This is a genomic window from Bacillus cereus group sp. RP43 (assembly GCF_040459645.1).
Classification (GTDB): domain Bacteria; phylum Bacillota; class Bacilli; order Bacillales; family Bacillaceae_G; genus Bacillus_A; species Bacillus_A mycoides_C.
Genome location: NZ_JARVHQ010000001.1, coordinates 4,711,505 through 4,736,148, shown reverse-complemented (window position 1 = coordinate 4,736,148; position 24,644 = coordinate 4,711,505). Strand labels below are relative to the sequence as shown.

The window sequence follows — 24,644 nt, the reverse complement described above, 5'->3', positions numbered from 1 at the left end:
AGAACTCTTACATGAGAATTGTATGAAGAAGCACTCTTATGGTGCGCTTATAAGCGTGCTTTTTCTTTTGTTATGTTTATATTTATAATAATACTAGATGCCTTTCCCTAATAGGCGACTATCTTTCTTTATATATATAGATAGTTAGAAATGGAATAAAAATAATTCCTATATGTAAAGGATAATGTGATTAGTATAGGAAGACAATAGAATTTAAAGGAAATTCATGTAAAATTCAGATGAACTTCACACGAACTTCATATTAGAAACTAAATATAATTATAATAGGTTATTATAATATAAATTTGTGATTTTTCATAAAATTAAAAGTTTGAATTTAGGATAGAGCACTCAAACCTAAATTCAAACTTTAGTGAAATAATTAATGGATGTTACGTTTAGTTTTCGCTAATGGATGCATTTACAAGTTCGGCGGGATTGCCTGTTCCTGCCCCTCCGATTGTAACTGATCCACCAGGAGGAATTTCACCATTCCATCCTGCATTCGTAATTACGTAATGATTATTTATTTTACTACTAATTTTAGAATCCCAAACTTGTGTTAAATTGCCGTTATAATCAAATTCTAATTTCCAGTTTTTAATAGGGGTCGTTCCGCTATTTTTAATTATAATTGAGAAGTTGTAACCACTTCCCCAATTTGAAGTGACTGAAAAGGTAGCATTGCCATTTCCACCAGGAGGTGTTGTGTTAGCATCATCTGTTTTTATAAGAATAGAAGTAGGTTGTGATTTGTTACCAGCAGCATCCTTTGCTAATACTGAAAATGTGTATTCTGTATTAGGTTTCAAGTTTTTAATTGTAATGCTATTTGTTGTTGTACTCCATTTCTCTTCTCCGGCAGTAATTTCATATTTCGTAACTCCTACGTTATCAGTAGATGCAGTCCAGTTTAATTGAACTGAGTTTGAATTTTTATTTGTAACAGAAATATTTTTTACGTTTGTTGGTGATTCAGTATCTTTTTGAGTAATAGGTCCACCAAGTAATTCTTTTACTAACGTATCAAGTAATTTTGGTCCACTACAACTATATTTTGGACTTGTACGGCAATCCCCGCTTAGTTCCCAAAACATTGCGCCACTTAAACCTTTTGTCTTTATATAGTCTGTTTTATATTTCATAGATTCGTTGTCATCATAGCTAATAAACGTGCCTGTAGTCGCATTATATAAATAAGGTACTTTCGCTACATCGTTCCATCCGCGAACAAAACCATTTTTATTAACATAATTAGCTGCTAAATCACCATAATCGTACACACCTGTGTCACCGGTAGAATAATCATCCCAAGTACCTTTAGAAGCGAGCTTTCCATCACTACCTGGTTTACAAGGTTGGTATTGCCCATTATTTTCTTTTCCGCAACTTTTCCATCCGCGTCCGTAAAAAGGTACACCTAATACGAGTTTATCCGCTGGAACCCCTTCATTTGTATAAATGTCTATCGCACCATCTACGTAAAATTTCGTATCCGCTGCTGGGTCATTTGGATCCTTGTATAGAGCTGCATTATGGTTAGAAGTAGCTTCCCATCCACCGTGGAAATCATATGTCATAATATTAATCCAATCCAGTATTTGAGAGATTTTCTTTAGCTCTGTATGATCAGCATAACGTTGGCTTGCACCTGACGCGATTGTTAGTAAATATTGTTTACCATCTTCTGCGCCAGCTTTAGTTAATGCATGTCGAACATCTTGAAGGAGTAGGGTGAAGTTTTGCTTATCTTCAGGACGATAACTACCACCAGGGATCGTTTCAACGCCCGGGTATTCCCAGTCTAAATCAACGCCGTCAAATCCATATTCGCGAAGAAAAGCTACTGTAGATTCAGCGAATACTTTTCTTGTTTTTTCATCAGCGGCCATATCAGAAAAGCGGTTAGACCAAGTCCAGCCACCAACGGAAATAATTGTTTTTAAGTGAGGATACTTAGCTTTTAATCGTTTCAGTTCTCCGAAATTTCCGCAGCGGGCGTATTTATCACAATCTTCCCAAGTTGTACCCGATCCCGGATAAGATTTTGTGACATCAGCCCATGGTTCACCGAGTACGAGAGTGCCATTAGGGACCTCTTTATTTTGCAGTGGTACACCAGATTCTTTACAGTTCCACGTTTGTTTATTTGGATTATCCGGGTGAGTAGAAGGATTTCCATGTTTTCCATTCCAGCAAATATCAGCGAAAGCATAGTTTAAATGAGTTAGCTTTGATGCATCAATGTCTGAAACTTGATAATTACGTCCGTAAATGCCCCATGAAGGAAAATACCCAACAATTTTTTGACCTTGCTTTGGTGAATCTGCTAATGCGAGATTTGGGGTAATAAAGTTTGTGAGAAAAAGAGGTAAGAAGAGTAGTAGGGATAGTAATAGCAGTGTGAATTTTTTTGATTTCATAGTCATTTCTCCTTTCAAAATAAAAGATATATTTAAAGGCATACGCCAATAAATCAAAATGGATCTAGACGTATGAAACGTCTAGATAAAAATGATCAGACATCACGAAGTCTATACAAGGGGGCTGGGGTGATTAAATCGTAGCAAATGTAAGATTTAGTGTAAACGCTTTATTTGATTCAAAAAGATTTTCTCAATATTAAATGACTCTAATACAGACTACACATGAAAATAAAATATTGATTAGGGAGGAAAAGGCTCCTTGTAATTAAATTTGAGAAAAAATTGTATGAAGTCAATTTGTAATAGCGTAGCAAGATGAGAAAATATCATGTAAAATAATAGTAAAAATATGTAAAGGAGGGAATGGTGTGGATGTGTTTTTGAACATTGCTGAAGAAAAAATTCGACAAGCAATACGGAATGGAGACCTTAATCATATTCCTGGAAAAGGAAAACCACTACAATTAGAAGACCTTTCAATGGTACCTCCAGAATTAAGGATGAGCTATAAAATTTTAAAAAATGCGGGTATGATTCCACCAGAAATGGAACTACAAAAAGATATATTAAAAACAGAAGACTTAATTGCGTGCTGTTATGATGAAGCAGAGAGAAAAAAATTACAAGAAGAGTTAACGACAAAAACGCTGCGTTTTCAGCAAGTAATGGAAAAAAGGAAAATTAAAGATAGTTCAGCCTTTTGTATGTATCAAGATAAAGTATTTCGTAAATTACGCTAAGAGGGAATAAGATGAATAAATTTGAAACGATAGAAGAATTAGCGACACATATTGAAGAACAACAATTAGTACTTCTGTTTATTAAAACGGAGAATTGTGGTGTTTGTGATGTTATGCTAAGAAAAGTAAATTGCGTATTAGAGAATTATGATTACGTAGAGAAAGTAGAAATATTACTACAAGACATGCAAGAGCTTGCGGGGCGGTATGCAGTATTTACAGGGCCAACAGTTTTATTATTTTATAATGGAAAAGAGATCCTTCGTGAATCGCGCTTCATTTCACTTGAAAATCTAGAGAGAACCATTCAATTATTCGAGGATTAAGGGAGGCTTTTATATGGAATTTATTATTGTCATACTATTATTTGTTGTAGTTGGAACAATCGTAACAGCAGTTCGATCAAACAAAAAGAAGGTAAACTTAACAAAACAAAATAACATTCATAATTCATCTAACAACTCATCACCATTATTTTTCTTTGCTGGATCTGATAATGATAGCTCGCACGATGGAGGTTCACATGATTGCGGAGGTTCTTTTGGCGGAGATGGTGGAGGTAGCTGCGGTGGTGGAGGTGGCGGTGATTGATGAGAATGCGCCCTATAGGGGGCGTATTTCTTTTTAAACAAACGTTTGATTAGTTGGCTTACATATGCATAAAAACAGTTAAACAAACGTTTGATTAAATATTTTTAACATGCTAAGGGGAATGGAAATGAAAAGGGAGCCGAAAGTGAAAAATAAGGGGAAAGTAGTGTTGTTTTTATTAGCTGCGGGAGGCGTATTTCTTGTCAAATTAGGATTTAAAATTGGAATAATACATACGATTCGAACGTGGTTTGAAAGTACGTTTTCTTAAATAAGGAATATAGCCTCTTGCGATAGAGGTTTTTCATTTGTTATTATTAGACTGAACGGTCGGTTTAGTGAGGTGTGAATATGAGAAGAAGTGCAGAAGAGATAAAGAAAGAAATTGCATATAAAGCAGAAAGCCTGTTTTCACAAAAAGGTTATGCAGCTACATCGATGGAAGATATTTGTGAAATTACAGGGCGAAGTAAAGGAAGTATTTATTATCACTTTAAAAGTAAAGAAGAATTATTTTTATTTGTAGTGAAACAGCATACGTATGATTGGCTAGAGAAATGGAATGAAAAAGAGAAGTTGTATAGTACTAGTACTGAAAAACTATATGGTCTCGCCGAATATTATGTAGAGGATATACAGCAACCTATTTCGAATGCAATAGAGGAATTCTCTATGAGCCAAGTTGTAAGTAAAGAAATTCTGGATGAACTGTTAGCTTTAACTAGAGAATCATATGTTATGTTTGAGAAATTAATTGAGGCAGGCATACAGTCTGGGGAGTTTCGTGAAGATAATACGCGCGAATTGATGTATATTGTGAATGGATTATTATCGGGGCTTGGAGTACTTTACTACGAATTAGATCATAAAGAGCTGAAACGCATTTATAAAAAGGCAATAGATGTATTGTTAAAAGGGATGGCAGCTGAATAATAAGTCAGCAGCTTTCTTACAAAAAAATAGACCGAACGGTCGGTTTATAAAGGAGGAATGAAAATGAACGCTTTATTTAAAAACCGAGCATTTATGCTTGTTATGACATCTGATATTTTACAACAATTTGCAATTTGGATCAGAAATATGGCTCTTTTGTATTTCATAATGGAGCGAACGAATAATGATCCGGTTTCAGTTTCGTTGTTATCGGTTATGGAATATGCACCTATCTTTATTTTCTCGTTTATCGGTGGTGCGCTAGCTGATCGCTGGAATCCGAAAAGAACAATGGTCGCTGGAGATGTATTAAGTGTACTGTCTATTATAGGAATTGTCTTATTGTTAAAGCTGGATTATTGGCAGGCTATATTTTTTGCAACACTTATTTCCGCGATTGTAGGTCAGTTTTCTCAGCCATCATCTTCGCGTATATTTAAGCGCTATGTAAAAGAAGAACAGGTAGCAAATGCGATTGCATTTAACCAAACATTACAGTCATTATTTATGATTTTTGGACCAGTGGTAGGATCGCTTGTGTATACACAACTTGGTTTATTTATGTCACTATATAGCTTAATCATTTTATTTTTGTTATCTGCTATCGCCCTTTCATTTTTACCAAAATGGGTTGAACAAGAGCAAGTGGCGAGAGATTCATTAAAAAATGATATAAAAGAGGGTTGGAAATACGTTCTTCATACGAAAAATTTACGTATGATTACGATCACTTTCACCATTATGGGCTTAGCAGTTGGACTAACAAATCCGTTAGAGGTGTTTCTTGTAATAGAAAGGCTTGGAATGGAAAAAGAAGCAGTTCAATATTTAGCCGCAGCTGATGGAATAGGTATGTTAATCGGTGGTATTGTTGCTGCAGTTTTCGCTTCAAAAGTGAATCCGAAAAAGATGTTTGTATTCGGTATGAGCATATTAGCGATGTCATTTTTAGTAGAAGGGCTATCTACATCATTTTGGATTACTAGTTTCATGAGGTTTGGAACAGGTATTTGTTTAGCTTGTGTTAATATCGTTGTCGGTACGCTTATGATTCAACTTGTACCAGAAAATATGATTGGAAGAGTAAATGGAACGATTTTACCATTGTTTATGGGGGCAATGTTAATTGGAACTTCACTAGCTGGAGGATTGAAGGAGATGACCTCACTAGTTATCGTATTTTGTATAGCAATGTTACTTATTTTATTAGCAATAGGTCCGGTTTTACGTATGCAAATAAAGAAAGAAGATATTGCGAATCGAGAGGAAATGACGAATTCATTGGTTTCGAAATAGCTATTGTAAGGGGGCAGAATTGCTCCCTTTTTTCATGGCAATCTTTTGACAATAAAATGTCCCAACTATATACTGATGTTGTAAAAATAATTTTACAGGTTAGGAGAAAGATGTGAAAAACCAAATCTATGAATTACGCACTGAAAATAATATTTCACAAGGTGCATTAGCTGATAAGTGTAACGTATCAAGACAGACGATAAATGCAATTGAGAATAATAAGTATGATCCAAGCTTAGCACTAGCATTCCGGTTAGCAGAAGTATTAGGAACAACTGTCGATAAACTATTTTTGTACAAGCTGTAGAGTCTTTAATTGTACGACGTTATCGTTAAAAATAAAGAAAAAGATCCTCTTCTCGTTTGAAGAGGATCTTTTTCTTATATTGTTTTAGTTTTCGGATTAGGTGGTGTAACGGACGTATCATTTTCAGGTACTCTAGTTAATAAGAACCCACCGATAATAAATAGGACAATAATACTAAGGACACCAGCGTTCGTTTTTCCTGTTAATTGTGTTGTGACACCTACTAATACTGGACCCATAATTGCTGCGAATTTACCAAAGATATTATAAAATCCGAAGAATTCATTTGCAGCTTCTTTCGGGACTAGTTTTGCGAAATAAGAACGGCTAAGTGCTTGAATTCCGCCCTGAGAAGTAGCAACCAACATTGCTAAAATCCAGAAATCTAGTGTCGTTTTTAAGAAATAAGCATATGTGCAAATAATGATGTAAATGATAATACCGACATATAGCATTTTTTTACCGGTAAATGTTTCCGATAGTTTTCCGTATAATAAAGCGAATGGGCAAGCGACAATTTGTGTTACAAATAAGATGATTAATAGATTAGTTGCACTAATACCGAGATCTGTTCCGTAAGCAGTAGACATAGTAATAATTGTATCTACCCCGTCAATGTAGAAAAAGTAAGCTATTAGGAACATAAATACAGTTTTATATTCTTTAATATTTTTAAAAGTATTAGCAAGGCGCTTGAAGCTCATTGCAATTGGTCTTGGATGGCGTTCAATATAGTGTGTTTGCTCTACATTTTTTAGCATTGGTATCGTAAATAGTCCCCACCAAAGAGCTGTTATTGCAAAGGAAATTTGACTAGCAATTCCGACCGATAAGGGGATAGTTCCTTTTTGAGCAAGAATAATAAGAGCGATACAACCGATAAAAGGAATTGTGCTCCCAATATAACCTAATGCAAAGCCTCTTGTAGAAATTCGGTCCATTCTATCTTTAGATGTAACATCTACTAAAAATGCATCATAAAAAATATTTGCTCCAGCAAACCCGACTAATGCGAGCATATAGCATCCTAGTAATAAGTACCACTGTGATGTTGGAACAACTGCTAGCATACTTGTAAATACGATACCAAGCCCAAAGAAGAATGTGAAAAATCGTTTTTTAAATCCTTTATAATCAGCAACTGTGCCGAGAATAGGAGCAAGTATAGAAATTAAAAGTGTAGCGAACGAGTTTGCATATCCCCAATAGGCTGTTGAAGTTGCACCAGATAGTCCGGCTTCTTTTGCAGCTGCTTTAAAGTAAATTGGAAATAATGCAGTTGTAATGACGAGCGAATATACCGAGTTCGCCCAATCATATAATATCCAGCTTTTTTCTTGTCTGGACATTTTTTTCATATAATGTTCCCCCTTAAATTTGTTCTATTAACAGTGTACAAAAATAAAAATTGTAAAAAGAGAAACAGTGGTGATTTTTACATAACTTTTACATATATACACAGTTCTTTACAATTGAAGTAAATCCTCTACAATTGCTCCGTCTGTTTCACCTAAGTGCAAACCGAGTAATCTAGCAATAGTCGGGCCTTCATCAATAAGTCTCATATATGGGACTGTAACACCACTTTGAATGCCTTTCCCAGCAGCCATAAAAATTGTTTCATAGTTAGGTTTTGTTGGGGAATATCCGTGTGTTCCAAATGTATATTTCTTACTAGAAGTAACATCTTTTTTAGTAATTTCTTTTATGAAATCACCTGTATAATTTTCAATGAAGTAATAACCTTCCATGGCTTCTAGCATAAACAAGCAATTACCATCAGCACCACGTTCTTTTGCATCTTCATCGTGCAGAATAAATTCAATTCCATTTTGTTTATCCTGAAGAAGCTCTTCAAGAAGAAGTTGAATCTCTTTAATCGTTTCAGTATCATTTTTATCTTTTACATGTACGTAGGCAGATCCATCACAGCTTTGGCAATAAGCTTTCCAATCTAGTAACTTTCCACTTTTATTTACGGATATAAGTCCTTTTTGACGGAATAGGACATTTAGTTGGATTGCTTTGTTTTCACTTAAAGCACTATGATCGCCAAGTGCAATAATGGTACTCTCTTCGTATATCCCGCTTTCTTTTAATGCATGAATAATTGTTCCAAGGCGTTCATCATGTCTATGGATTGCAGCTACTGTTTCCTTGGACTCGAAGCCATGGTAATGTCTTTGAGTGTCTAAATCAGTAAAATGTACAAACATAACATTAGGCTTTTTCGTATGGATTGTATGTACGGCAGAAGCAAGGACGAAATCATCAAGCTCAGGCTGTGATAATCCATTTCGTATATGGCCGAAACGACGATTTAAATCTAATTGATATAGTGGGCTACCGCTAAATAATGAAACTAAAATTTGATTTTGCCACGGTCTATTTGGAAAAATTTCTGGTAAATTGTAATCGATATTTGCTCTTCCAGTAACAGGCCATAGAAGGGCTGCTGTCGTTAAATTTGCTTTGCGTGCTTCATCATATAAAGTTGTTCCTTTAATGGACTTTCGATACCAATGCCAATCTGGTGACTCACGTCCTGGTTGAAGTAATGTATTGCTGACAACGCCATGCTTATTAGGATAATTACCGGTTACGATTGTTGAGTGGCTTGGATATGTTACAGAAGGATAAATTGGCTCCACTTTTTTCGCAATCGCGCCCTTTTTTATTAAAGTTTGGAAATTAGGTAGTTTTTGTAATATAGGAAAATCTAAAGCTGATAAGCAGTCGAAAGATAAAATAATGACGTGATTTGTTAATGCTTTATCCATAAAGTTTCCCTCCTGATTATATAAAACCTATTCTTATATATTACTATTAATACCTGGTAATAAAAATATATTTTTGAATAAAATTCTATTGTTTATTTTCAGAAAAATTAAACATATAATAAGTATAAGGGAATGAATGGAAGGAGGGAATACTGTGGATTGGTTAGATGGATTTGGTATCTTTTACATCATTGGTGGAGTCACGATTCTCCTTGTATTTTTTATGTCATATTTACTAAAGAAACGTTTTCCAGACAAACAGTTTGATATTATATTTGCACTTAGTTTAGTACTTCTTTGTTTAGCTTTCTTTCCTGTAACAATGATTGCTATTGGTGGATGGGAAGGAATGGGATATGGATTTATTTGTTTCTTCGTTTTAATTGGTACACTTATTGGTATGGTTGCTCATCAACTTGTAAAAATAGTTCGGAAAAGTTATGTATAAAACAGTAAGAATTGAAAAGAATGTATAAAAAAAAGAAAATTCACTCTTGTTTTGGAGTGGAATTTATATTATGATATTCAACAAATTTATTTCGTTATAACGATGAAAAAGGAATAGTACATGTCTTACCTTTTTGCAGAGAGAGAATCCTTTTGGCTGGAAGATTCTTAAAAGACGATATGGAACCTACCTTTGAGTTCTGCATATGCAGCGGGAAATTCCCGTTATCAAAAAGAGAGTATACTCAATTTTTTTGTGTATGAATCAGGGTGGTAACGCCGACAAAGCTCGGTCCCTATTTGGGGACGCGGGCTTTTTCTATTTTCTAAAGGAGGAAGAATGACTATGGTAAAAGAACAAGTACAAGCCATTACGAAGATGGAAGAAGACTTTGCTCAGTGGTATACCGATATTGTAAAAAAAGCGGAGCTTGTTGATTATTCAAGTGTGAAAGGTTGTATGATTTTACGTCCATACGGTTATGCATTATGGGAAAATATGCAGAAAGTGATGGATGAAAAATTAAAAGAATCTGGTCATGAAAATGTGTACATGCCAATGTTTATTCCAGAGAGTTTATTACAAAAAGAGAAAGATCATGTTGAAGGATTTGCTCCTGAAGTAGCATGGGTTACGCATGGCGGGGATGAAAAGTTAGCGGAAAGACTTTGTGTACGTCCTACATCTGAAACTTTATTCTGTGAGCATTTCTCAAAGATTGTTCAATCATATAATGATTTGCCAAAGTTATATAATCAGTGGTGTTCAGTAGTTCGTTGGGAAAAGACAACGAGACCATTCCTTCGTACAACTGAATTTTTATGGCAAGAAGGTCATACGATTCATGAAACGGCAGAAGAATCGCAAGCTGAAACGTTAAATATTTTAAACCTATATGCTTCTTTCTGTGAAGATTACTTAGCAATACCAGTCATTAAAGGACAAAAAACAGAAAAAGAAAAGTTTGCAGGAGCGAAGGCAACTTATACGATTGAAAGTTTAATGCATGATGGAAAAGCACTTCAAACAGGAACATCTCATAACTTTGGAACGAATTTCTCTGAAGCATTTGATATTAAGTTTTTAGATCGTAACGGTAAGTGGCGATATGTACACCAAACTTCGTGGGGTGTATCAACGAGAATGATAGGTGGACTTATTATGGTCCATAGCGATAATAACGGACTTGTAATGCCGCCAAAAGTCGCTCCAGTACAAGTTGTTATTGTACCTATTGCTCAGCATAAAGAAGGTGTGTTAGAAAAAGCAACAGAGTTACAAGGACGTATTCAGAAGGTTGCGCGTGTGAAAATAGATGCTAGCAATAAAACACCGGGCTGGAAATTTAATGAGTATGAAATGAAGGGTGTTCCAATTAGATTAGAAGTTGGTCCAAAGGATATTGAAAAGAATCAAGTTGTACTTGTAAGGCGAGATACGAAAGAAAAAGAGTTTATAGCAATGGATCAATTAGAAGAACTTATTCCATCATTACTTGAGGAAATTCATCATTCTTTATTTAATAAAGCAAAAGTATTTCGCGATGAGAATACGTATAGTGTGACGAATTTCGAAGAGATGAAAAAAGCAGCTGATGAAAAGCAAGGGTTTATTAAGGCGATGTGGTGTGGAGAACTAGCTTGTGAAGAGAAACTAAAAGAAGAAGTTGGAGTATCTTCACGCTGTATGCCTTTTGAACAAGAACATTTAGCTGACGAATGTATTTACTGTAGTAAAGAAGCAAAGCACATGGTCTATTGGGGAAAAGCATATTAATACTCTTTCTGATAGATGCCAAAAGGACTTTGGGTTGCATAATAAAATGCAATCCAAAGTCCTTTTTAGTTTTATATTGGTTTCATGTATTTTTTAGATGGAAGGATGTTGGTCTTTATTTTGCATTTTTACGGCGAATAAACAATAACATACCAATTAGGAATGTTGAAAGTCCCATTAAAATAGATGCAGGATAATGTGTTGCAGTATTAGGTAACTTATCGCCTTGTTTTACTGAATTATCTTTTGCTTTGCCATTTTGAGAGCCATTGTCACCTTGAGAACTGCTATCGCCTTTAACACGGTTGCCTCCCTGAGAGCCATTGCCACCTTGAGAACTGCTGTCGCCTTTAACGCGGTTGCCTCCCTGAGAGCCACTGCCGCCAGAACCACTGCCACCAGAACCGTTGCCGCCAGAACCACTGCCACCAGAGCCGTTGTCACCAGAGCCGTTGCCGCCAGAACCATTGCCACCAGAACCATTGCCACCAGAACCGTCGCCACCAGAACCACTGCCACCAGAGCCGTTGCCGCCAGAACCATTGCCACCAGAACCGTCGCCACCAGAACCGTTGCCGCCAGAACCACTGCCACCAGAACCACTGCCACCAGAACCGTTGCCACCGGAACCACTGCCACCAGAGCCATTGCCATCAGAGCCACTGCCACCAGAACCGTTGCCACCAGAGCCATTGCCATCAGAACCACTGCCACCAGAACCGTTGCCACCAGAGCCATTGCCATCAGAGCCACTGCCACCAGAACCGCTGCCACCAGAACCATTGCCACCAGAACCGTTGCCACCAGAGCCACTGCCACCAGAACCGTTGCCACCAGAGCCGTTGCCATCAGAACCGTTGCCATCAGAACCGTTGCCACCAGAGCCGTTGCCACCAGAACCACTGCCACCAGAACCGCTGCCACCAGAACCGTTGCCACCAGAACCATTGCCACCAGAACCATTGCCATCAGAACCACTGCCACCAGAACCGTTGCCACCAGAGCCACTGCCACCAGAACCGTTGCCGTCAGAACCACTATCGTCCTGAGAACCATTGTTTCCTAGAGGTTTATTATTATCTTTTGAATTACCTTCTGCTAAATTATCGTTATGTTGTACAATGGCGTTTGTTATTGGATTGAAGTTTTCAGTTGCAGCATTACCAATATTTAAGCCGCTAAAAAAGGATAAAGAAAGTGTTGATGCTAAAATGAAGATTTTTGTCATTGTTTTCCTCCTGAAGAAAAAATTATTATTCCATCTAAAATACACCCCTTTGTAATATTTCATAGGAAAAAGAGTTTTATGCAAAAAAAACTATATATAGAAAAAGGGAGGGCACTGAACAAGTCCACTTTATAAGAAAAAGGAGGTGTATTTCTAAAGGGAGAAAAGAGTTAATGTGAATTTCTTGAAAATAGTAGAGTGATGGAGAATTTACACTCATAACAGTAGAGGAAGTGGTAACGGATGAAAGAGTATATTGCATTTGATATTGGTGGTACGCAAATTAAATATGGAATTGTTTCAGAAATAGGGGTAGTACTAATACATAAAAAGGTCCCAACAGAAATTCACTTGGGCGGGGAACAAATTGTTCAAAAGCTTATATATTTATCAAAAAAGTTAATGACTGAACATACTATTTCCGGAATTGGTATTAGTACAGCGGGAATTGTTGATATTGATAAAGGAGTTATAACGGGAGGTGTGGATCATATTCCGCGTTATGCTAATATTTCTATTGTTGAGAGATTACAAGAAGTATTAAAAGTTCCTGTATCTATTGAAAATGATGTTAATTGTGCAGCCTTAGGCGAGAAATGGAAAGGTACAGGGAGGGGAGAAAGCGATTTTATTATGCTTACGCTTGGAACGGGCATTGGTGGAGCAATTGTTATAAATGGGGAGTTATACCGTGGACATTCGTTTGGCGCTGGGGAATGGGGGAACATGTTAATAGAAGGGAATACTTTTGAGGAGGTTGCCTCAATTTCGGGATTAATTCATCTTGTACGAAGATATAAAGGTGAAAAGGAGTGGGATGGTAAAACAATTTTCGAATTATATGATAAGGGTGATAGCAGTGTTACTCAAGCCGTGAAGATTTTCTTTAAACATTTGGCGATTGGAATTAGTAACCTTGCTTATATTTTTAATCCGAAAATGATTATTATTGGTGGGGGAATTACTGAAAGAGGAGATGATTTCTTAAATGAAGTGAAGGAAGAGATAGGAACATACTTAAATCAAGATATTTATAGTAATTGTGAGATTAAACTTGCGCAAAGCGGCAATTGTGCAGGAATGATTGGTTCTATTTACCACTTATTACATCAGTATAAATAAATATAGTATCTGTTTTCATATAATTGAGAATTTATTCTTTTTCTCATTAGATAAATAATGCTACAATATAAGAGGAGAATACAATGTTTTCCGATTTGGAAAATGCTTTGTAGAAAGGAAGAAACTTCATGCCTATTATTTTAGAAAAAGGACAAAAGATTGATTTAACGAAAGGACAACCGAGAGTAGCGAAACTGCAGGTTGGCTTAGGCTGGGATCCAATTGGGCAATCAGGTGGGTTTCTGTCTTCTTTATTTGGAAGTAAACCAAGTGTAGATTGTGATGCATCTGTTGTTATGTTAGAAGGGGATCGTTTTTTAAACAAAAATGATCTAGTTTACTTCGGCAACAAACTTTCTACTTGTGGTAGTATCATTCATTCAGGAGATAATTTAACAGGTGAAGGCGCTGGTGACGACGAAACAATTTTCGTAGAATTACATAAAGTTCCGAGCCGTATTAATCGTTTAGTATTCGTTGTAAATATCTATGACTGTGTAAATCGTCGTCAAGATTTTGGGATGATTCGCAATGCATATATTCGTATTCAAAACCCACAAACAGGTGAAGAATTAGCGCGTTATAACTTGTCAGATAATTACGCTGGCAAAATGACTTTAATTGCAGGGGAAATGTATCGAGACGGAAACGAATGGAAGTTTTCAGCAGTTGGAGAAGGAACACAAGATAAAAACTTAAGTGAGATTGTATCACGTTACCAATAAGATAAACCAAGGAGGAATTGTATATGGCATCAATTTCGTTGAAAAAAGGACAAAAGGTAGACTTAACAAAAACAAATCCAGGTCTTTCGAAAGTTCTTGTAGGACTTGGTTGGGATACGAATCGTTATGACGGACAAAGCGATTTCGATTTAGATGTTAGTATCTTCTTAGTAGGTGCTAACGGTAAAGTTTCAGGAGCAGAGGATTTCGTTTTCTATAATAATCCAAAAGGTGCGAATGGTGCTGTAGAGCATTTAGGAGATAACCGTACGGGTGCAGGTGAAGGCGACGATGAAACAATTAAAATAGACTTAAAAAATGTTCCTGCACATATCGAGCGTATTTGCTTCACAATCACAATTTATGATGGAGAAGGCCGTAGCCAAAACTTCGGACAAGTTTCTAACTCTTTCGTACGCATTATGGATGAAGAAAAGAATGCAGAATTAATTCGTTACGATTTAGGAGAAGATTTCTCTATTGAAACTGCAGTAGTAGTAAGTGAATTATACCGTCACGCAGGTGAATGGAAATTCAATGCAATCGGAAGTGGATTCCAAGGTGGATTAGGTTCTCTATGTAATAACTTTGGTTTAGATGTAGAGTAATAGATTTATATATCCATCGGTGAAACGCGTATTTACTGATGGATATATTTTTTGAAATTAAAATATAGAGGTGAATATATATGGTTATTCAATTGCAAAAAGGACAGAAAATAGATTTAGCTAAAACAAGCCCAGGTTTATCAAGAGCAGTAATTGGTCTTGGATGGGATATTAAATCTTATGATGGTGGATCTGATTTCGATTTAGATGCATCTGCCTTTTTATTAGATGCGAACGGGAAATGTACGAAGGAAACTGATTTTATTTTCTATAATAATTTACAGTCTCCTTGTGAATCAGTTTTACATACAGGAGATAACCGTACAGGTGCAGGTGACGGTGATGATGAGCAACTTGTTGTCGATTTGAAAAAGGTTCCAGCAGATGTTCATAAAATTGCTATTACAGTTACAATTTATGATGGAGAAGGCCGTAATCAAAACTTTGGACAGGTTGCAAATGCATTCGTTCGTTTAGCAAATGAAGAAACAAACGAAGAAGTTCTTCGTTTTGATTTAGGGGAAGATTTCTCCATTGAAACAGCAGTTGTCTTTTGTGAATTATACCGTCATAATGGACAGTGGAAGTTTAGTGCAGTAGGAAGCGGATTCCAAGGTGGATTAGGTGCGCTTGTAAGAGCGTATGGCTTGGATGCATAAGAAGGGAAACGGCATTCGTTTCCTTTTTTTGACCTTTCTATAAATCTAGCAAAGAATAGGGGATAAAGGTAAGATGAGTATTTTGCAAGGAATCCTTGATACGTATGCTCAGTTTTTCGACTTGGACATGTGGATTAAAGTGTTACAAGATCCAGTATCTTGGGGGTTAATAGGTACACTTGTTGTACTTGAAGGGTTATTATCTGCTGATAATGCACTTGTGTTAGCGGTAATGGTAAAACATCTTCCAGAAGAAAAACGAAAAAAAGCATTATTTTATGGACTTATTGGAGCTTATGTATTCCGATTTATTGCAATTGGAATCGGAATGTTCTTAATTAAATTATGGTGGGTAAAAGTGTTAGGTGCACTTTACTTAGCTTGGCTTTCAATTAAATACTTCATTGATAAACGAAAAGGTAATGCAGAAGAAGAGGAAGCTCATGGTATGAACCAAAATAGTATTCTCTTCAGAATGTTTGGTGTCTTCTGGGGAACAGTTGCGATGGTTGAATTAATGGATATCGCGTTCTCTGTAGATAGCGTACTTGCTGCATTTGGTGTATCGAATGAAGTTTGGATTTTATTATTAGGCGGAATGCTCGGTATTTTAATGATGCGTGGTATCGCTGGCGTATTCTTAAAATTGTTAGAGCGTATTCCAGAACTTGAAACGACAGCATATATTTTAATCTTAATTATTGCGGCAAAAATGCTATTGTCTGTCATTCATATTGAAGTAAGTCATACGCTTTTCTTTATTATTTTAGTTGTAGCGTTTGGAGCAACATTTATACTTCACTACATGAAGAATTCTGGACAAGCTAAAGAAGAAGTTGCAGCTACTAAAGATAATCATAAATAATTGAAATGGGTTTGCTCGTTATGCGAGCGCCCATTTTTTATAACTAAAAATAGTTTATAATAGAAGAGAGACTTTATAAAAAACGTAAATGTTTTTGGAGGTGAACTGTTGTGTTTTCACGTTTTACACTTCAACCATGTGCATTAAAAGATGAATCAGATTTAAAGCAATTTGAAGCGCTTTTAGAAAAACGCCCACAATATGAACTGACAGAGAATGAAATGAAATTTAGTTATATAGCAAGTCGCATTCTTGGTGTCCCTAATGATGTAGATGAATATTTCAATGAGCTATTTGATTATAGTGAAGCAAAAGGGATCGAGGTTTTGCATGAACAAAATTTAAATAAGGTGATTGATCCCGAAAAACTGCGCCATATTCAAGAAGTTTTTGCATTACATCAAGAAGCACCGAATGGTTTGACGGTAAATAGACTTGTAGCACATTTATCTGGGAAACAACTTTTACCGAAAGTAGACAATCCTGATTTACAACATTACATACATGCAACGTTTATTTCTGTATTGAAATTGTATGAGAAACAGCATAATCAATCTTTAAAAACAGAAGGGTTCCGGCGTTTCTTAATCGATATGATTAAATTAAGTGAAAATTACGTAGCGAAGTGGTTCTCTACGATTAATTATAAGAAACAAATGCCGCGTATCGTTTGGTACGGTGATGCGACGGAGAGTCGTATATATTTCTTATACTTTCTTATTATGCTCGGCTGCGATGTGCTTTATTATCACCCAGAAGGAAAAGATGGATTTGAGTGTGTAGATGAGGAAGGAAAGACCTTTGTCGTATCTCATTCGGGCCGTATTTCATTGGAACCATTTCCTGATCGGCGTCGTGAACGCGTCGCAACAGTAGCTTATCAAGCTTCAAAAGAAATCGAGCAAGTACTTCACCACGATAATTCATTATTATACAAACCGTGGCAATTCCGTTCGTATACACCTGTAGCCCGTACGCTCAAAACGACGTACGATGAAATCTTTTTAATTACGAAAGAAAAGGCATTTGTACGTCCAACATTCTTTGTTGAAAATAAGCATATTTATATTCCTTCTTTATTTGCAAAAATATCAGGTGTTTCAAAAAATGATAAAGAATATTTTCAGCGATTAAAGGCTGTTACATCATTTGATAACAGCTTCTTGATTAATACATTCCCGTTTACGAAAGAACAAAAAGCGAATTTCCAATATCATTATCGAGATGCATTGGACCGCGGGGGGAAGTTACATCCGGATTTAATTATGAACAGCCATTGGTGGCCACATAAGCGTTTACCAGAAGGATTACAACATGGTATTGCAGAAGCAATCATCCATACGTGTGAAAGTGAAATGTGTAAACCAATTGCGAAAGAGGCGAAACAAGATGTAGCACTGTATGTTTTCGCACAACTCTCTCAAATACCACCGAACATTTTAGAGCAGCTTGAGAAATTTGATTATTCGCAAGAAGTACCGAAAATTGTTATATTTAATAATGAGAAGAGCGGAGAATTAAGTCGTTCTGATGCTGTTTTATTATTATTTTTAAATCAAATTGGAGTAGATGTATTCCACTTTAATCCAACGGGGAGAAACGATATTGAACCGTATATTGAAGCAGGAGCATTTGATTCACATTGGCTTGAAGAAGTTAATTTTGATCTTGAATTTCATGGTTCATCAGCCTATAAAAATTTATCACAAACAATAAAAGGACTATTTCGTCCATTTTTATAAGGAAAGGGAGAATATCATATGAATAACCCAGTCGTACTAGATTCGAAAACAGAATTGAATGAGCAAACCGCACAAGATGTTCGCTTGCAACTTAGACAAGATGCTGAAGTACAACGTATTTATAATGCAGTAGATATTAAAGACCAATTAGAATTAATCGAGCTTGGAAAAGAGCCTTCTATGGAGATTTCACGTTTCGCTGATCAAATTTTACATACAATGTCTTTATCGAAAATAGAAGATTCTGGTGAATTATTAAAACAGCTTGGTAAAATTATGGACAGATTTGATAGTAAAGACTTTGCGGAAGAGAAAAGTGGTTTCTTCTCACGTATGTTCAAAAAAGCAGATAAAATGATTGAACAAATCTTTAGTAAGTATCAGACGATGGGTCGTGAAATGGATAAAGTATACGTAGAAATTACGAAGTATCAAGATGAAATGAAAAAATCAATTGGTACGTTAGATGGTTTATATGAGCAAAACTTAAAGTATTATTTAGACTTAGAAAAATACGTAGTAGCAGGGGAAATGTTATTAGAGCGTTTAAATACAGAGTTAGTTCCGATGTACGAAGAGCGCATACGTAATAATGATCAGTTAGCAGGTATTGAATTAGAATCGCTTAAAAACTCTGTTGAAATTTTAGAACAACGTATTGATGATTTAGAAAAAGCACGTATGGTTGCTCTACTTACAGCGCCACAAATTCGTATGATTCAACGCGGTAATAATAAATTAATCGGTAAAATCAATACGGCATTTATTACAACGATTCCTATCTTTAAAAATGGTATCATTCAAGCGGTAAATGCGAAACGTCAAAAGCTTGTTGCGGACTCTATGGCTGAACTTGATCGCCGTACAAATGAATTACTTAAGAAAAATGCACAAAATATTGCAACTCAAAGTGTGGAAGTAGCGAGGATATCAGGTTCTTCTAGTATTAAGATGGAAACACTAGAAGAGACTTGGAACATTATTTCAAGAGGTATGCAAGAAACGCAACAAATTGAAGAGCAAAATAAACGTGAGCGTGAAGAAAGTCGTAAGCGTATGGCTACATTAACAGAGAACATAAAAAAAGAATTACAAGGATAAATGAAAAGGCAATGAGGAATATTCCTCATTGCCTTTTATTTTCTCTTAAATAATTTAATAATTTCATTCACAACAAGCGGAATGATACTTAATAAGAGAACGAATCCCCAATCTCGCATTGTTAATGCATGCACACCAAATATATTGGCAAGAGGAGGAATGGAGATAATACAAACTTGCATAAGAACACCGATAAGAAGTGAGAAGACTAAATATTTATTTGTAAATATCCCAATTGAAAAAATTGATTTCGTTCTTGAACGTAAGTTAAATGAATGAACGAGCTGAGAAAAACTAAGAACGACAAATGCCATCGTTTGAGCATGTAATAGAGCATCTTCATCAATTTGATCTGGGAAGAGAGGAAATAAATTTGTATCTCCTGTATAGAGCTTTGCCCCAACAATAAAGGCTGTTAAAGTAAGAAGTCCAATTACAACCCCATTGAAAATAAGAAAAGGAACGCTGCCGCTAAATAAGCTTTCTTTCGCATGTCGTGGTTTTTCCTTCATCACATCTGGATCTTCAGGATCAACACCAAGTGATAATGCAGGCAGTGTATCTGTAATTAAATTTACCCACAAAATGTGAATAGGTCGTAGTGGTGTCGCCCAGCCAAGTAAAATGGCTAAAAATAAAGCGATAATTTCGCCGAAGTTACAAGAGAGTAGGAAGAGAATAGACTTTTTAATATTACGATAAATATTTCTCCCTTCTTCAACAGCTTTCACAATAGATGAGAAGTTATCATCTGTTAAAACTACATCTGCTGCGCCTTTTGCGACATCTGTTCCTGTAATTCCCATTGCTACTCCAACATCTGCTTGTTTTAAAGAAGGAGCATCATTTACACCGTCACCAGTCATGGAAACGATATTTCCTTCAGCACGTAATGCTTTTACAATCTTCACTTTATGTTCTGGAGAGACCCTAGCGAATACATTTAAGTGATTAATTTTACTTGCTAGTTCTGTATCTGAAATGTTATCTAATTCAGTTCCAATCATAATCTCAGATTTTTCTTCAGCAATACCAAGTTCTTTGGCAATTGCAAAGGCGGTATCCTTATGATCACCAGTAATCATAACTGTGCGAATACCAGCTTTTTGACATTCTGTAATTGAATCTTTTACTTCTGTGCGTGGTGGATCAATCATACCGACAAGACCGATAAAGATAAGATTTTCTTCGAGATGATTTATATCCAGATCGTTTGAATCGTATCGTTTATATGCGAATGAAAGTACTCTTAAGGCTTCTTGTGACATTGACCCGGCAGCTTCTAATATTTGATTTTTATCAGAATCTGTTAAGACCTCAATTTTATTATTTATAAAGATATGGGTACAGTGAGGTAAAAGTTTATCAATAGCACCTTTAGTCATGCTATAGTAGCTTTCATCGTACGTATGTACAGTTGACATCATTTTACGATTAGACTCGAAAGGCAATTCGTTAACACGTTCATGTGTATTTTCTAAATGATCTTTTTGAATGTTAAAAGAGCTTCCGGCAACAAGAAGGGCGATTTCTGTAGGATCCCCTGTTTGTGAGTCGGCACTGTAAGAGGCATCGTTGCATAAAACCATATTTTCTAATAATAGACGGTGTACATCATTATTTACATTTAAATTTTCTAGCTGGTCGTATGTGCGATCACTATAAAAGTGAGTAACGGTCATTTTATTTTGAGTTAATGTACCTGTTTTATCTGAACAAATAATTGTGACAGAACCGAGAGCTTCAACAGCTGGTAGTTTACGAATGATAACGTTTTGTTTAATCATACGCTGAACACCAATGGCAAGAACGATGGAAACAATAGCTGGTAAGCCTTCTGGAATGGCTGCAACAGCTAAACTAATTGCAGTCATAAACATTTCCAAAGTATCTCGTCCTTGTAAAAAACCGATGAGAAACATAATAGCGCAAATAGCTACAGCGACAAAACCTAAATATTTTCCTACTTGTGCTAAGCTTTTTTGAAGTGGTGTCATATCATCGTCTGCTTCATGTAAAAGAGTAGCAATCTTGCCAATTTGTGAGTTCATCCCAGTTTCAACGGCAACACCAGCGCCACGTCCATATGTTACTAACGTCGACATAAATGCCATGTTTTTTTGATCGCCTAATGGTACTTGCTCATCACTTTGCATGGAAGGGTGGTAGACTGCATCTTTATCGACAGGGACGGATTCACCAGTTAGAGCAGATTCTTCAACTTTTAAATTTGCAGTTTCGATAAGGCGTAAATCGCAGGGGATATACCGCCCAGCATCAAGCATAACGATATCACCTGGAACGACGTGCTCAGATGGAATTTCTTTTAGTTCACCATCTCGCTTTACGATAGCTTTAGGTGTTGCCATCTTTTTCAATGCTTCTAAAGCCTGTTCTGCTTTCGATTCTTGGATTACACCGATAACGGCATTTAAAACTACAACGAGCGCGATAATACTTGCATCAGCCCATTCACCTACAAAGGCGGAAATAAGGGCAGCGATAATAAGGACATATACGAGGACGTCATTAATTTGGGCGAAAACGCGTTGCCATAAAGTACGTTTTTGTTTGGTAGCTAATTCATTATAACCATATTGCTTTAAACGTTCATTTACGATTTCATCTGTTAAACCGTGTTGTTCATTTGTTTCTAGGTCGATTAATGTTTGATTTTTCGTCTTACTGTACCAATTGCTCATAAGTAAGCACCCCCAGTAAAAACAGTTAGCAATGGTAGTGTGGCAATTTTTTTAGAGTAGTATGTATGGAGAAAAAATCTAAGGTGAGATTCTACTTTCATTGTACAGTATTTTAGAATGTGATGAGGAAAAGAGAAGAGTTGTCATGAATTTGTTGAAATTAAAAGAGCCTCGAATACGTGAGGCTCTTTGTTATTTTTTAATTAATGTACCTAGTTCCTCAGTAATAGCTTGCATTTCACTAATACTGAATGTTTCACGTTTCATAACATGCTCATAAATGTCACGTAAGTCCTCGTACATTTCTTCGTTAAAACTAGCAGCTCTCATTGCTCCAGCATTAACCATGCGTAATTTTTCCTTAATAGCTTCTACCATATATTCAACGTTTGCTTCTGATTTCACAGATAAATCCACCGAAGTGTCCCCCTTTAAAATAACATAAGGTTATCTTAACATTTTTTTATCATTTTCGTTAATGAAACTTTTCAATCCTATTAAATTAGTAGGGATTTCCTTTATAATTAATAATTGGTTGTTTATACTATAGATATATATTAAGAAATGCACCAAGAAGGGAAGAAACAAAAATATGGTCCGAGTATTGTTTGTTTGTCTTGGGAACATTTGTCGTTCTCCAATGGCAGAAGCAATTTTTCGAGATCTTGTCGTAAAAGAGGGACTCGAAGAGAAAATTGTCATTGATTCTGCAGGAACTGGAGATTGGCATGTTGGTAATCCACCACATAAAGGAACACAAAAAATTTTAAAAGAAAATGAAGTCTCTTTTGAAGGAATTAAAGCACGGCAAGTAGAAAAAGAAGACTTAACAAAGTTTGATTATATTATTGCCATGGACAACAAGAATATAGCGGATTTAAAAAGTTTTGGTAAAACTGGAGGCTATATTGGTAGACTGTCCGATTTTGTTCCAGACGGTGGCTGGACAGACGTTCCTGACCCTTACTTTACAGGGAACTTCCAAGAAGTGTATGACCTTGTAACAGAAGGGTGTGCAAAGCTAGTAGCTTTCATTCGAAATGAACAAGGAATATGAGGAAGCTTAGAAAGTAATACTTTCTAATATAAGAAATGAAAGGGTGAAGGAATATGGCAAAGAAAAATAATATTGCTCGAAACATTGCGATTGGTGTAGCTGCAGGGGTAGCTGTATCTATGTTAAAGAAAGAAAACCGTGAAAAAGTAAAAAATACGGCAGAAAAAGCAAAAACAAAGATGATTGAAATTGGTGAAAATGCGAAAATCAAAGAAAAAGTGCAAACTGTTACAGATAAAGGACGCGAGCTTGCTGATTTCAATGTAGTGAAAGCGAAAGTAGCAGAAATTAAAAAATTGACGCCGTCTGTTGTAGAAACGTTAAAAGAAACGAAAGAAATTTTTAGTAAGAGAAAAGTTGAGCGAGAAGAAAAGCCAGAAACGATTGAAATTCAAGCTGTATCTCCAAAGGTAGATGAGCTTAAAGCAGAAGAAGAGCCGGTAGTTGCTGAAGATGGCGGTATGAAAGAAGCGCGTGAATTATTTATGAAAGACTCAAATGCAGAGGGAAAAAAAACTGAAGCGTACATTGAGTTAAAGCAAGATAAAGAAGAGAAGAAAAGCGTTTAAACATATATGAGAAAAATTTTAGAAAAGGTGAGAAGAAATCGCACTTATTCGTTTGGAAAAGATTTATATGACCGGACAATGCGCGATGATGTAGCGGGCTTGGCAGCACAGCTCGCTTATTTCTTCTTGCTTGCAATTTTTCCTGGGCTCGTTTTCTTAATTACGCTTCTTGGATTTATTCCCATTCAAACAGAGGATGTGCTTAGTTTATTAGAGGTTTATGTACCAGATGATGCGATGAACTTAATTGAAGTAAACGTAGATAAAGTTGTAAACGAACAAAATGGTGGTTTATTATCATTTGGTTTACTTTCAATGTTATGGTTTGCTTCAAATGGGGTGAATGCGGTTATGAACGCTTTTAACCGTGCTTATGATGTGAAAGAAACACGTTCTTTTATTAAAACAAGAGCGTTATCAATTGTGTTTACATTAGCTATCATTTTTATGATTGTCTTTGCGTTAATTGTCCCGGTATTCGGACAAGTTATTGGAGCAGCGGTGTTTAAAGCGCTCGGTTTATCAGATAGTTTTTCTTACGTGTGGAGTATTACACGGTTAGTAGCGAGTTTCTTCGTACTATTTGCCTTGTTTAGTTTTTTATATACGTTTGCACCAGATCGGAAATTAAAAAGAAGAGAAGTCATTTCAGGAGCGTTATTTGCTACTGTAGGATGGATTATGGTATCGTACTCATTTGCTTATTATGTAGATAAGTTTGCGAATTACGCCAATACATATGGTGGTCTCGGTGGTATCATTATTTTAATGTTATGGTTTTACTTAACTGGATGGGTAATTTTACTTGGCGGTGAAATTAATGGTTTACTCCATCATTATAGAACGGGTGACAATAATTCCCGTAATGAAAAGTGAGCTCTTGTTCCATAATAAAAAGGAACAGGGGGGATATTTCATGAGTAATAATAAAAAGAACCACAATAATAAAAATAACAAACAAAAGAGCAG

The 24,644-nt window shown here is 36.0% G+C and carries 25 protein-coding genes and 1 other annotated feature; of the genes, 19 read left to right on the top strand and 6 right to left on the bottom strand.

The features are described from left to right. Positions 1 to 398: 398 nt before the first annotated feature. Entirely contained in the window at positions 399 to 2,423 is a 2,025-nt protein-coding gene (locus QCI75_RS24620; protein ID WP_353761347.1) for a glycosyl hydrolase family 18 protein, read from the bottom strand. A gap of 371 nt (positions 2,424 to 2,794) precedes the next feature. Between QCI75_RS24620 and QCI75_RS24615 the strand changes: the two genes are divergently transcribed. The 7 genes from QCI75_RS24615 (at position 2,795) to QCI75_RS24585 (ending at position 6,293) form a co-directional block, all read left to right on the top strand. After that, positions 2,795 to 3,166: a DnaJ family domain-containing protein gene (locus tag QCI75_RS24615; protein ID WP_144508331.1), complete on the top strand. Its 372-nt coding sequence runs from the start codon at positions 2,795 to 2,797 to the stop codon at positions 3,164 to 3,166. Between the two features lie 11 nt (positions 3,167 to 3,177). Continuing rightward, entirely contained in the window at positions 3,178 to 3,492 is a 315-nt protein-coding gene (locus tag QCI75_RS24610) for a thioredoxin family protein (RefSeq protein ID WP_353761346.1), read from the top strand. Positions 3,493 to 3,505: 13 nt separating this feature from the next. After that, positions 3,506 to 3,757: a hypothetical protein gene (locus tag QCI75_RS24605; protein WP_144508335.1), complete on the top strand. Its 252-nt coding sequence runs from the start codon at positions 3,506 to 3,508 to the stop codon at positions 3,755 to 3,757. A 127-nt stretch (positions 3,758 to 3,884) separates the two neighbouring features. Continuing rightward, positions 3,885 to 4,028: a hypothetical protein gene (locus tag QCI75_RS24600; protein WP_016089473.1), complete on the top strand. Its 144-nt coding sequence runs from the start codon at positions 3,885 to 3,887 to the stop codon at positions 4,026 to 4,028. A gap of 80 nt (positions 4,029 to 4,108) precedes the next feature. After that, the gene (locus QCI75_RS24595; protein ID WP_353761345.1) at positions 4,109 to 4,690 is read left to right on the top strand and encodes a TetR/AcrR family transcriptional regulator; all 582 of its coding nucleotides are present in this window, start codon (positions 4,109 to 4,111) and stop codon (positions 4,688 to 4,690) included. Between the two features lie 63 nt (positions 4,691 to 4,753). Continuing rightward, positions 4,754 to 5,986 (top strand): MFS transporter, encoded by a 1,233-nt coding sequence (locus tag QCI75_RS24590; protein WP_353761344.1) that lies wholly within the window; start codon positions 4,754 to 4,756, stop codon positions 5,984 to 5,986. Positions 5,987 to 6,098: 112 nt separating this feature from the next. Then, positions 6,099 to 6,293, top strand: coding sequence for a helix-turn-helix transcriptional regulator (locus QCI75_RS24585; protein ID WP_000795763.1), 195 nt, complete (start codon positions 6,099 to 6,101; stop codon positions 6,291 to 6,293). Positions 6,294 to 6,367: 74 nt separating this feature from the next. Here the strand turns inward: QCI75_RS24585 and QCI75_RS24580 are convergent, their stop codons facing one another. Continuing rightward, positions 6,368 to 7,651 (bottom strand): MFS transporter, encoded by a 1,284-nt coding sequence (locus tag QCI75_RS24580; protein WP_353761342.1) that lies wholly within the window; start codon positions 7,649 to 7,651, stop codon positions 6,368 to 6,370. A 108-nt stretch (positions 7,652 to 7,759) separates the two neighbouring features. Then, positions 7,760 to 9,073: an alkaline phosphatase family protein gene (locus QCI75_RS24575; protein ID WP_353761341.1), complete on the bottom strand. Its 1,314-nt coding sequence runs from the start codon at positions 9,071 to 9,073 to the stop codon at positions 7,760 to 7,762. A 154-nt stretch (positions 9,074 to 9,227) separates the two neighbouring features. Here QCI75_RS24575 and QCI75_RS24570 point away from each other — a divergent pair, with 154 nt between their 5' ends. Next, entirely contained in the window at positions 9,228 to 9,521 is a 294-nt protein-coding gene (locus QCI75_RS24570; RefSeq protein WP_002151635.1) for a YesK-like family protein, read from the top strand. 93 nt (positions 9,522 to 9,614) lie between these two features. Then, positions 9,615 to 9,821, top strand: a binding site (T-box leader). 45 nt (positions 9,822 to 9,866) lie between these two features. Beyond that, positions 9,867 to 11,297 (top strand): proline--tRNA ligase, encoded by a 1,431-nt coding sequence (gene proS / locus QCI75_RS24565; RefSeq protein ID WP_144507561.1) that lies wholly within the window; start codon positions 9,867 to 9,869, stop codon positions 11,295 to 11,297. Positions 11,298 to 11,412: 115 nt separating this feature from the next. Here the strand turns inward: proS and QCI75_RS24560 are convergent, their stop codons facing one another. Continuing rightward, complete coding sequence (locus QCI75_RS24560) at positions 11,413 to 12,525, bottom strand: LPXTG cell wall anchor domain-containing protein (RefSeq protein ID WP_353761339.1); 1,113 nt, start codon at positions 12,523 to 12,525, stop codon at positions 11,413 to 11,415. A gap of 243 nt (positions 12,526 to 12,768) precedes the next feature. Here QCI75_RS24560 and QCI75_RS24555 point away from each other — a divergent pair, with 243 nt between their 5' ends. The 7 genes from QCI75_RS24555 (at position 12,769) to QCI75_RS24525 (ending at position 19,347) form a co-directional block, all read left to right on the top strand. Then, positions 12,769 to 13,647 (top strand): ROK family protein, encoded by an 879-nt coding sequence (locus tag QCI75_RS24555; protein WP_353761338.1) that lies wholly within the window; start codon positions 12,769 to 12,771, stop codon positions 13,645 to 13,647. A gap of 128 nt (positions 13,648 to 13,775) precedes the next feature. Further along, positions 13,776 to 14,372 carry a TerD family protein gene (locus QCI75_RS24550; RefSeq protein ID WP_002029589.1) on the top strand — a complete coding sequence of 199 codons (597 nt, stop codon included), beginning with the start codon at positions 13,776 to 13,778 and terminating at the stop codon, positions 14,370 to 14,372. Between the two features lie 23 nt (positions 14,373 to 14,395). Further along, complete coding sequence (locus QCI75_RS24545; protein ID WP_002124998.1) at positions 14,396 to 14,980, top strand: TerD family protein; 585 nt, start codon at positions 14,396 to 14,398, stop codon at positions 14,978 to 14,980. Positions 14,981 to 15,060: 80 nt separating this feature from the next. Then, entirely contained in the window at positions 15,061 to 15,639 is a 579-nt protein-coding gene (locus tag QCI75_RS24540; protein WP_002010227.1) for a TerD family protein, read from the top strand. 73 nt (positions 15,640 to 15,712) lie between these two features. Beyond that, a complete protein-coding gene (locus tag QCI75_RS24535; protein WP_353761336.1) occupies positions 15,713 to 16,504 on the top strand; it encodes a TerC family protein in 792 nt (263 codons plus the stop codon). A 110-nt stretch (positions 16,505 to 16,614) separates the two neighbouring features. Beyond that, positions 16,615 to 18,246: a YceG family protein gene (locus QCI75_RS24530; RefSeq protein ID WP_144507566.1), complete on the top strand. Its 1,632-nt coding sequence runs from the start codon at positions 16,615 to 16,617 to the stop codon at positions 18,244 to 18,246. 18 nt (positions 18,247 to 18,264) lie between these two features. Beyond that, positions 18,265 to 19,347, top strand: a complete 1,083-nt coding sequence (locus QCI75_RS24525; RefSeq protein WP_002115838.1) for a toxic anion resistance protein — start codon at positions 18,265 to 18,267, stop codon at positions 19,345 to 19,347. A gap of 35 nt (positions 19,348 to 19,382) precedes the next feature. Here the strand turns inward: QCI75_RS24525 and QCI75_RS24520 are convergent, their stop codons facing one another. Together QCI75_RS24520 and QCI75_RS24515 are read right to left on the bottom strand one after the other, a co-directional pair. Further along, positions 19,383 to 22,049: a cation-translocating P-type ATPase gene (locus tag QCI75_RS24520; RefSeq protein ID WP_353761335.1), complete on the bottom strand. Its 2,667-nt coding sequence runs from the start codon at positions 22,047 to 22,049 to the stop codon at positions 19,383 to 19,385. A 192-nt stretch (positions 22,050 to 22,241) separates the two neighbouring features. Continuing rightward, positions 22,242 to 22,466 carry a DUF1128 domain-containing protein gene (locus QCI75_RS24515; RefSeq protein WP_002010236.1) on the bottom strand — a complete coding sequence of 75 codons (225 nt, stop codon included), beginning with the start codon at positions 22,464 to 22,466 and terminating at the stop codon, positions 22,242 to 22,244. A 175-nt stretch (positions 22,467 to 22,641) separates the two neighbouring features. On the opposite strand from QCI75_RS24515, the gene QCI75_RS24510 reads away from it, so the two are divergent. From QCI75_RS24510 to QCI75_RS24500, 3 genes are read left to right on the top strand one after another with little or no spacing between them, the layout of a single operon-like run. Then, complete coding sequence (locus tag QCI75_RS24510; RefSeq protein ID WP_353761333.1) at positions 22,642 to 23,106, top strand: low molecular weight protein-tyrosine-phosphatase; 465 nt, start codon at positions 22,642 to 22,644, stop codon at positions 23,104 to 23,106. A 53-nt stretch (positions 23,107 to 23,159) separates the two neighbouring features. Further along, the gene (locus tag QCI75_RS24505) at positions 23,160 to 23,675 is read left to right on the top strand and encodes a DUF4075 domain-containing protein (protein ID WP_144505815.1); all 516 of its coding nucleotides are present in this window, start codon (positions 23,160 to 23,162) and stop codon (positions 23,673 to 23,675) included. 6 nt (positions 23,676 to 23,681) lie between these two features. Continuing rightward, positions 23,682 to 24,551 carry a YihY/virulence factor BrkB family protein gene (locus QCI75_RS24500; protein ID WP_144505816.1) on the top strand — a complete coding sequence of 290 codons (870 nt, stop codon included), beginning with the start codon at positions 23,682 to 23,684 and terminating at the stop codon, positions 24,549 to 24,551. Positions 24,552 to 24,644 lie beyond the last annotated feature (93 nt).

What these genes read in the sequence shown, in the direction of transcription:
- QCI75_RS24620 (WP_353761347.1), bottom strand. Translation starts at nt 2,423, where the DNA reads ATGAAATCAAAAAAATTCACACTGCTATTACTATCCCTACTACTCTTC.
- QCI75_RS24610 (WP_353761346.1), top strand. Translation starts at nt 3,178, where the DNA reads ATGAATAAATTTGAAACGATAGAAGAATTAGCGACACATATTGAAGAA.
- QCI75_RS24605 (WP_144508335.1), top strand. Translation starts at nt 3,506, where the DNA reads ATGGAATTTATTATTGTCATACTATTATTTGTTGTAGTTGGAACAATC.
- QCI75_RS24600 (WP_016089473.1), top strand. Translation starts at nt 3,885, where the DNA reads ATGAAAAGGGAGCCGAAAGTGAAAAATAAGGGGAAAGTAGTGTTGTTT.
- QCI75_RS24595 (WP_353761345.1), top strand. Translation starts at nt 4,109, where the DNA reads ATGAGAAGAAGTGCAGAAGAGATAAAGAAAGAAATTGCATATAAAGCA.
- QCI75_RS24590 (WP_353761344.1), top strand. Translation starts at nt 4,754, where the DNA reads ATGAACGCTTTATTTAAAAACCGAGCATTTATGCTTGTTATGACATCT.
- QCI75_RS24580 (WP_353761342.1), bottom strand. Translation starts at nt 7,651, where the DNA reads ATGAAAAAAATGTCCAGACAAGAAAAAAGCTGGATATTATATGATTGG.
- QCI75_RS24575 (WP_353761341.1), bottom strand. Translation starts at nt 9,073, where the DNA reads ATGGATAAAGCATTAACAAATCACGTCATTATTTTATCTTTCGACTGC.
- proS (WP_144507561.1), top strand. Translation starts at nt 9,867, where the DNA reads ATGGTAAAAGAACAAGTACAAGCCATTACGAAGATGGAAGAAGACTTT.
- QCI75_RS24560 (WP_353761339.1), bottom strand. Translation starts at nt 12,525, where the DNA reads ATGACAAAAATCTTCATTTTAGCATCAACACTTTCTTTATCCTTTTTT.
- QCI75_RS24555 (WP_353761338.1), top strand. Translation starts at nt 12,769, where the DNA reads ATGAAAGAGTATATTGCATTTGATATTGGTGGTACGCAAATTAAATAT.
- QCI75_RS24550 (WP_002029589.1), top strand. Translation starts at nt 13,776, where the DNA reads ATGCCTATTATTTTAGAAAAAGGACAAAAGATTGATTTAACGAAAGGA.
- QCI75_RS24545 (WP_002124998.1), top strand. Translation starts at nt 14,396, where the DNA reads ATGGCATCAATTTCGTTGAAAAAAGGACAAAAGGTAGACTTAACAAAA.
- QCI75_RS24540 (WP_002010227.1), top strand. Translation starts at nt 15,061, where the DNA reads ATGGTTATTCAATTGCAAAAAGGACAGAAAATAGATTTAGCTAAAACA.
- QCI75_RS24535 (WP_353761336.1), top strand. Translation starts at nt 15,713, where the DNA reads ATGAGTATTTTGCAAGGAATCCTTGATACGTATGCTCAGTTTTTCGAC.
- QCI75_RS24525 (WP_002115838.1), top strand. Translation starts at nt 18,265, where the DNA reads ATGAATAACCCAGTCGTACTAGATTCGAAAACAGAATTGAATGAGCAA.
- QCI75_RS24520 (WP_353761335.1), bottom strand. Translation starts at nt 22,049, where the DNA reads ATGAGCAATTGGTACAGTAAGACGAAAAATCAAACATTAATCGACCTA.
- QCI75_RS24510 (WP_353761333.1), top strand. Translation starts at nt 22,642, where the DNA reads ATGGTCCGAGTATTGTTTGTTTGTCTTGGGAACATTTGTCGTTCTCCA.
- QCI75_RS24505 (WP_144505815.1), top strand. Translation starts at nt 23,160, where the DNA reads ATGGCAAAGAAAAATAATATTGCTCGAAACATTGCGATTGGTGTAGCT.
- QCI75_RS24500 (WP_144505816.1), top strand. Translation starts at nt 23,682, where the DNA reads ATGAGAAAAATTTTAGAAAAGGTGAGAAGAAATCGCACTTATTCGTTT.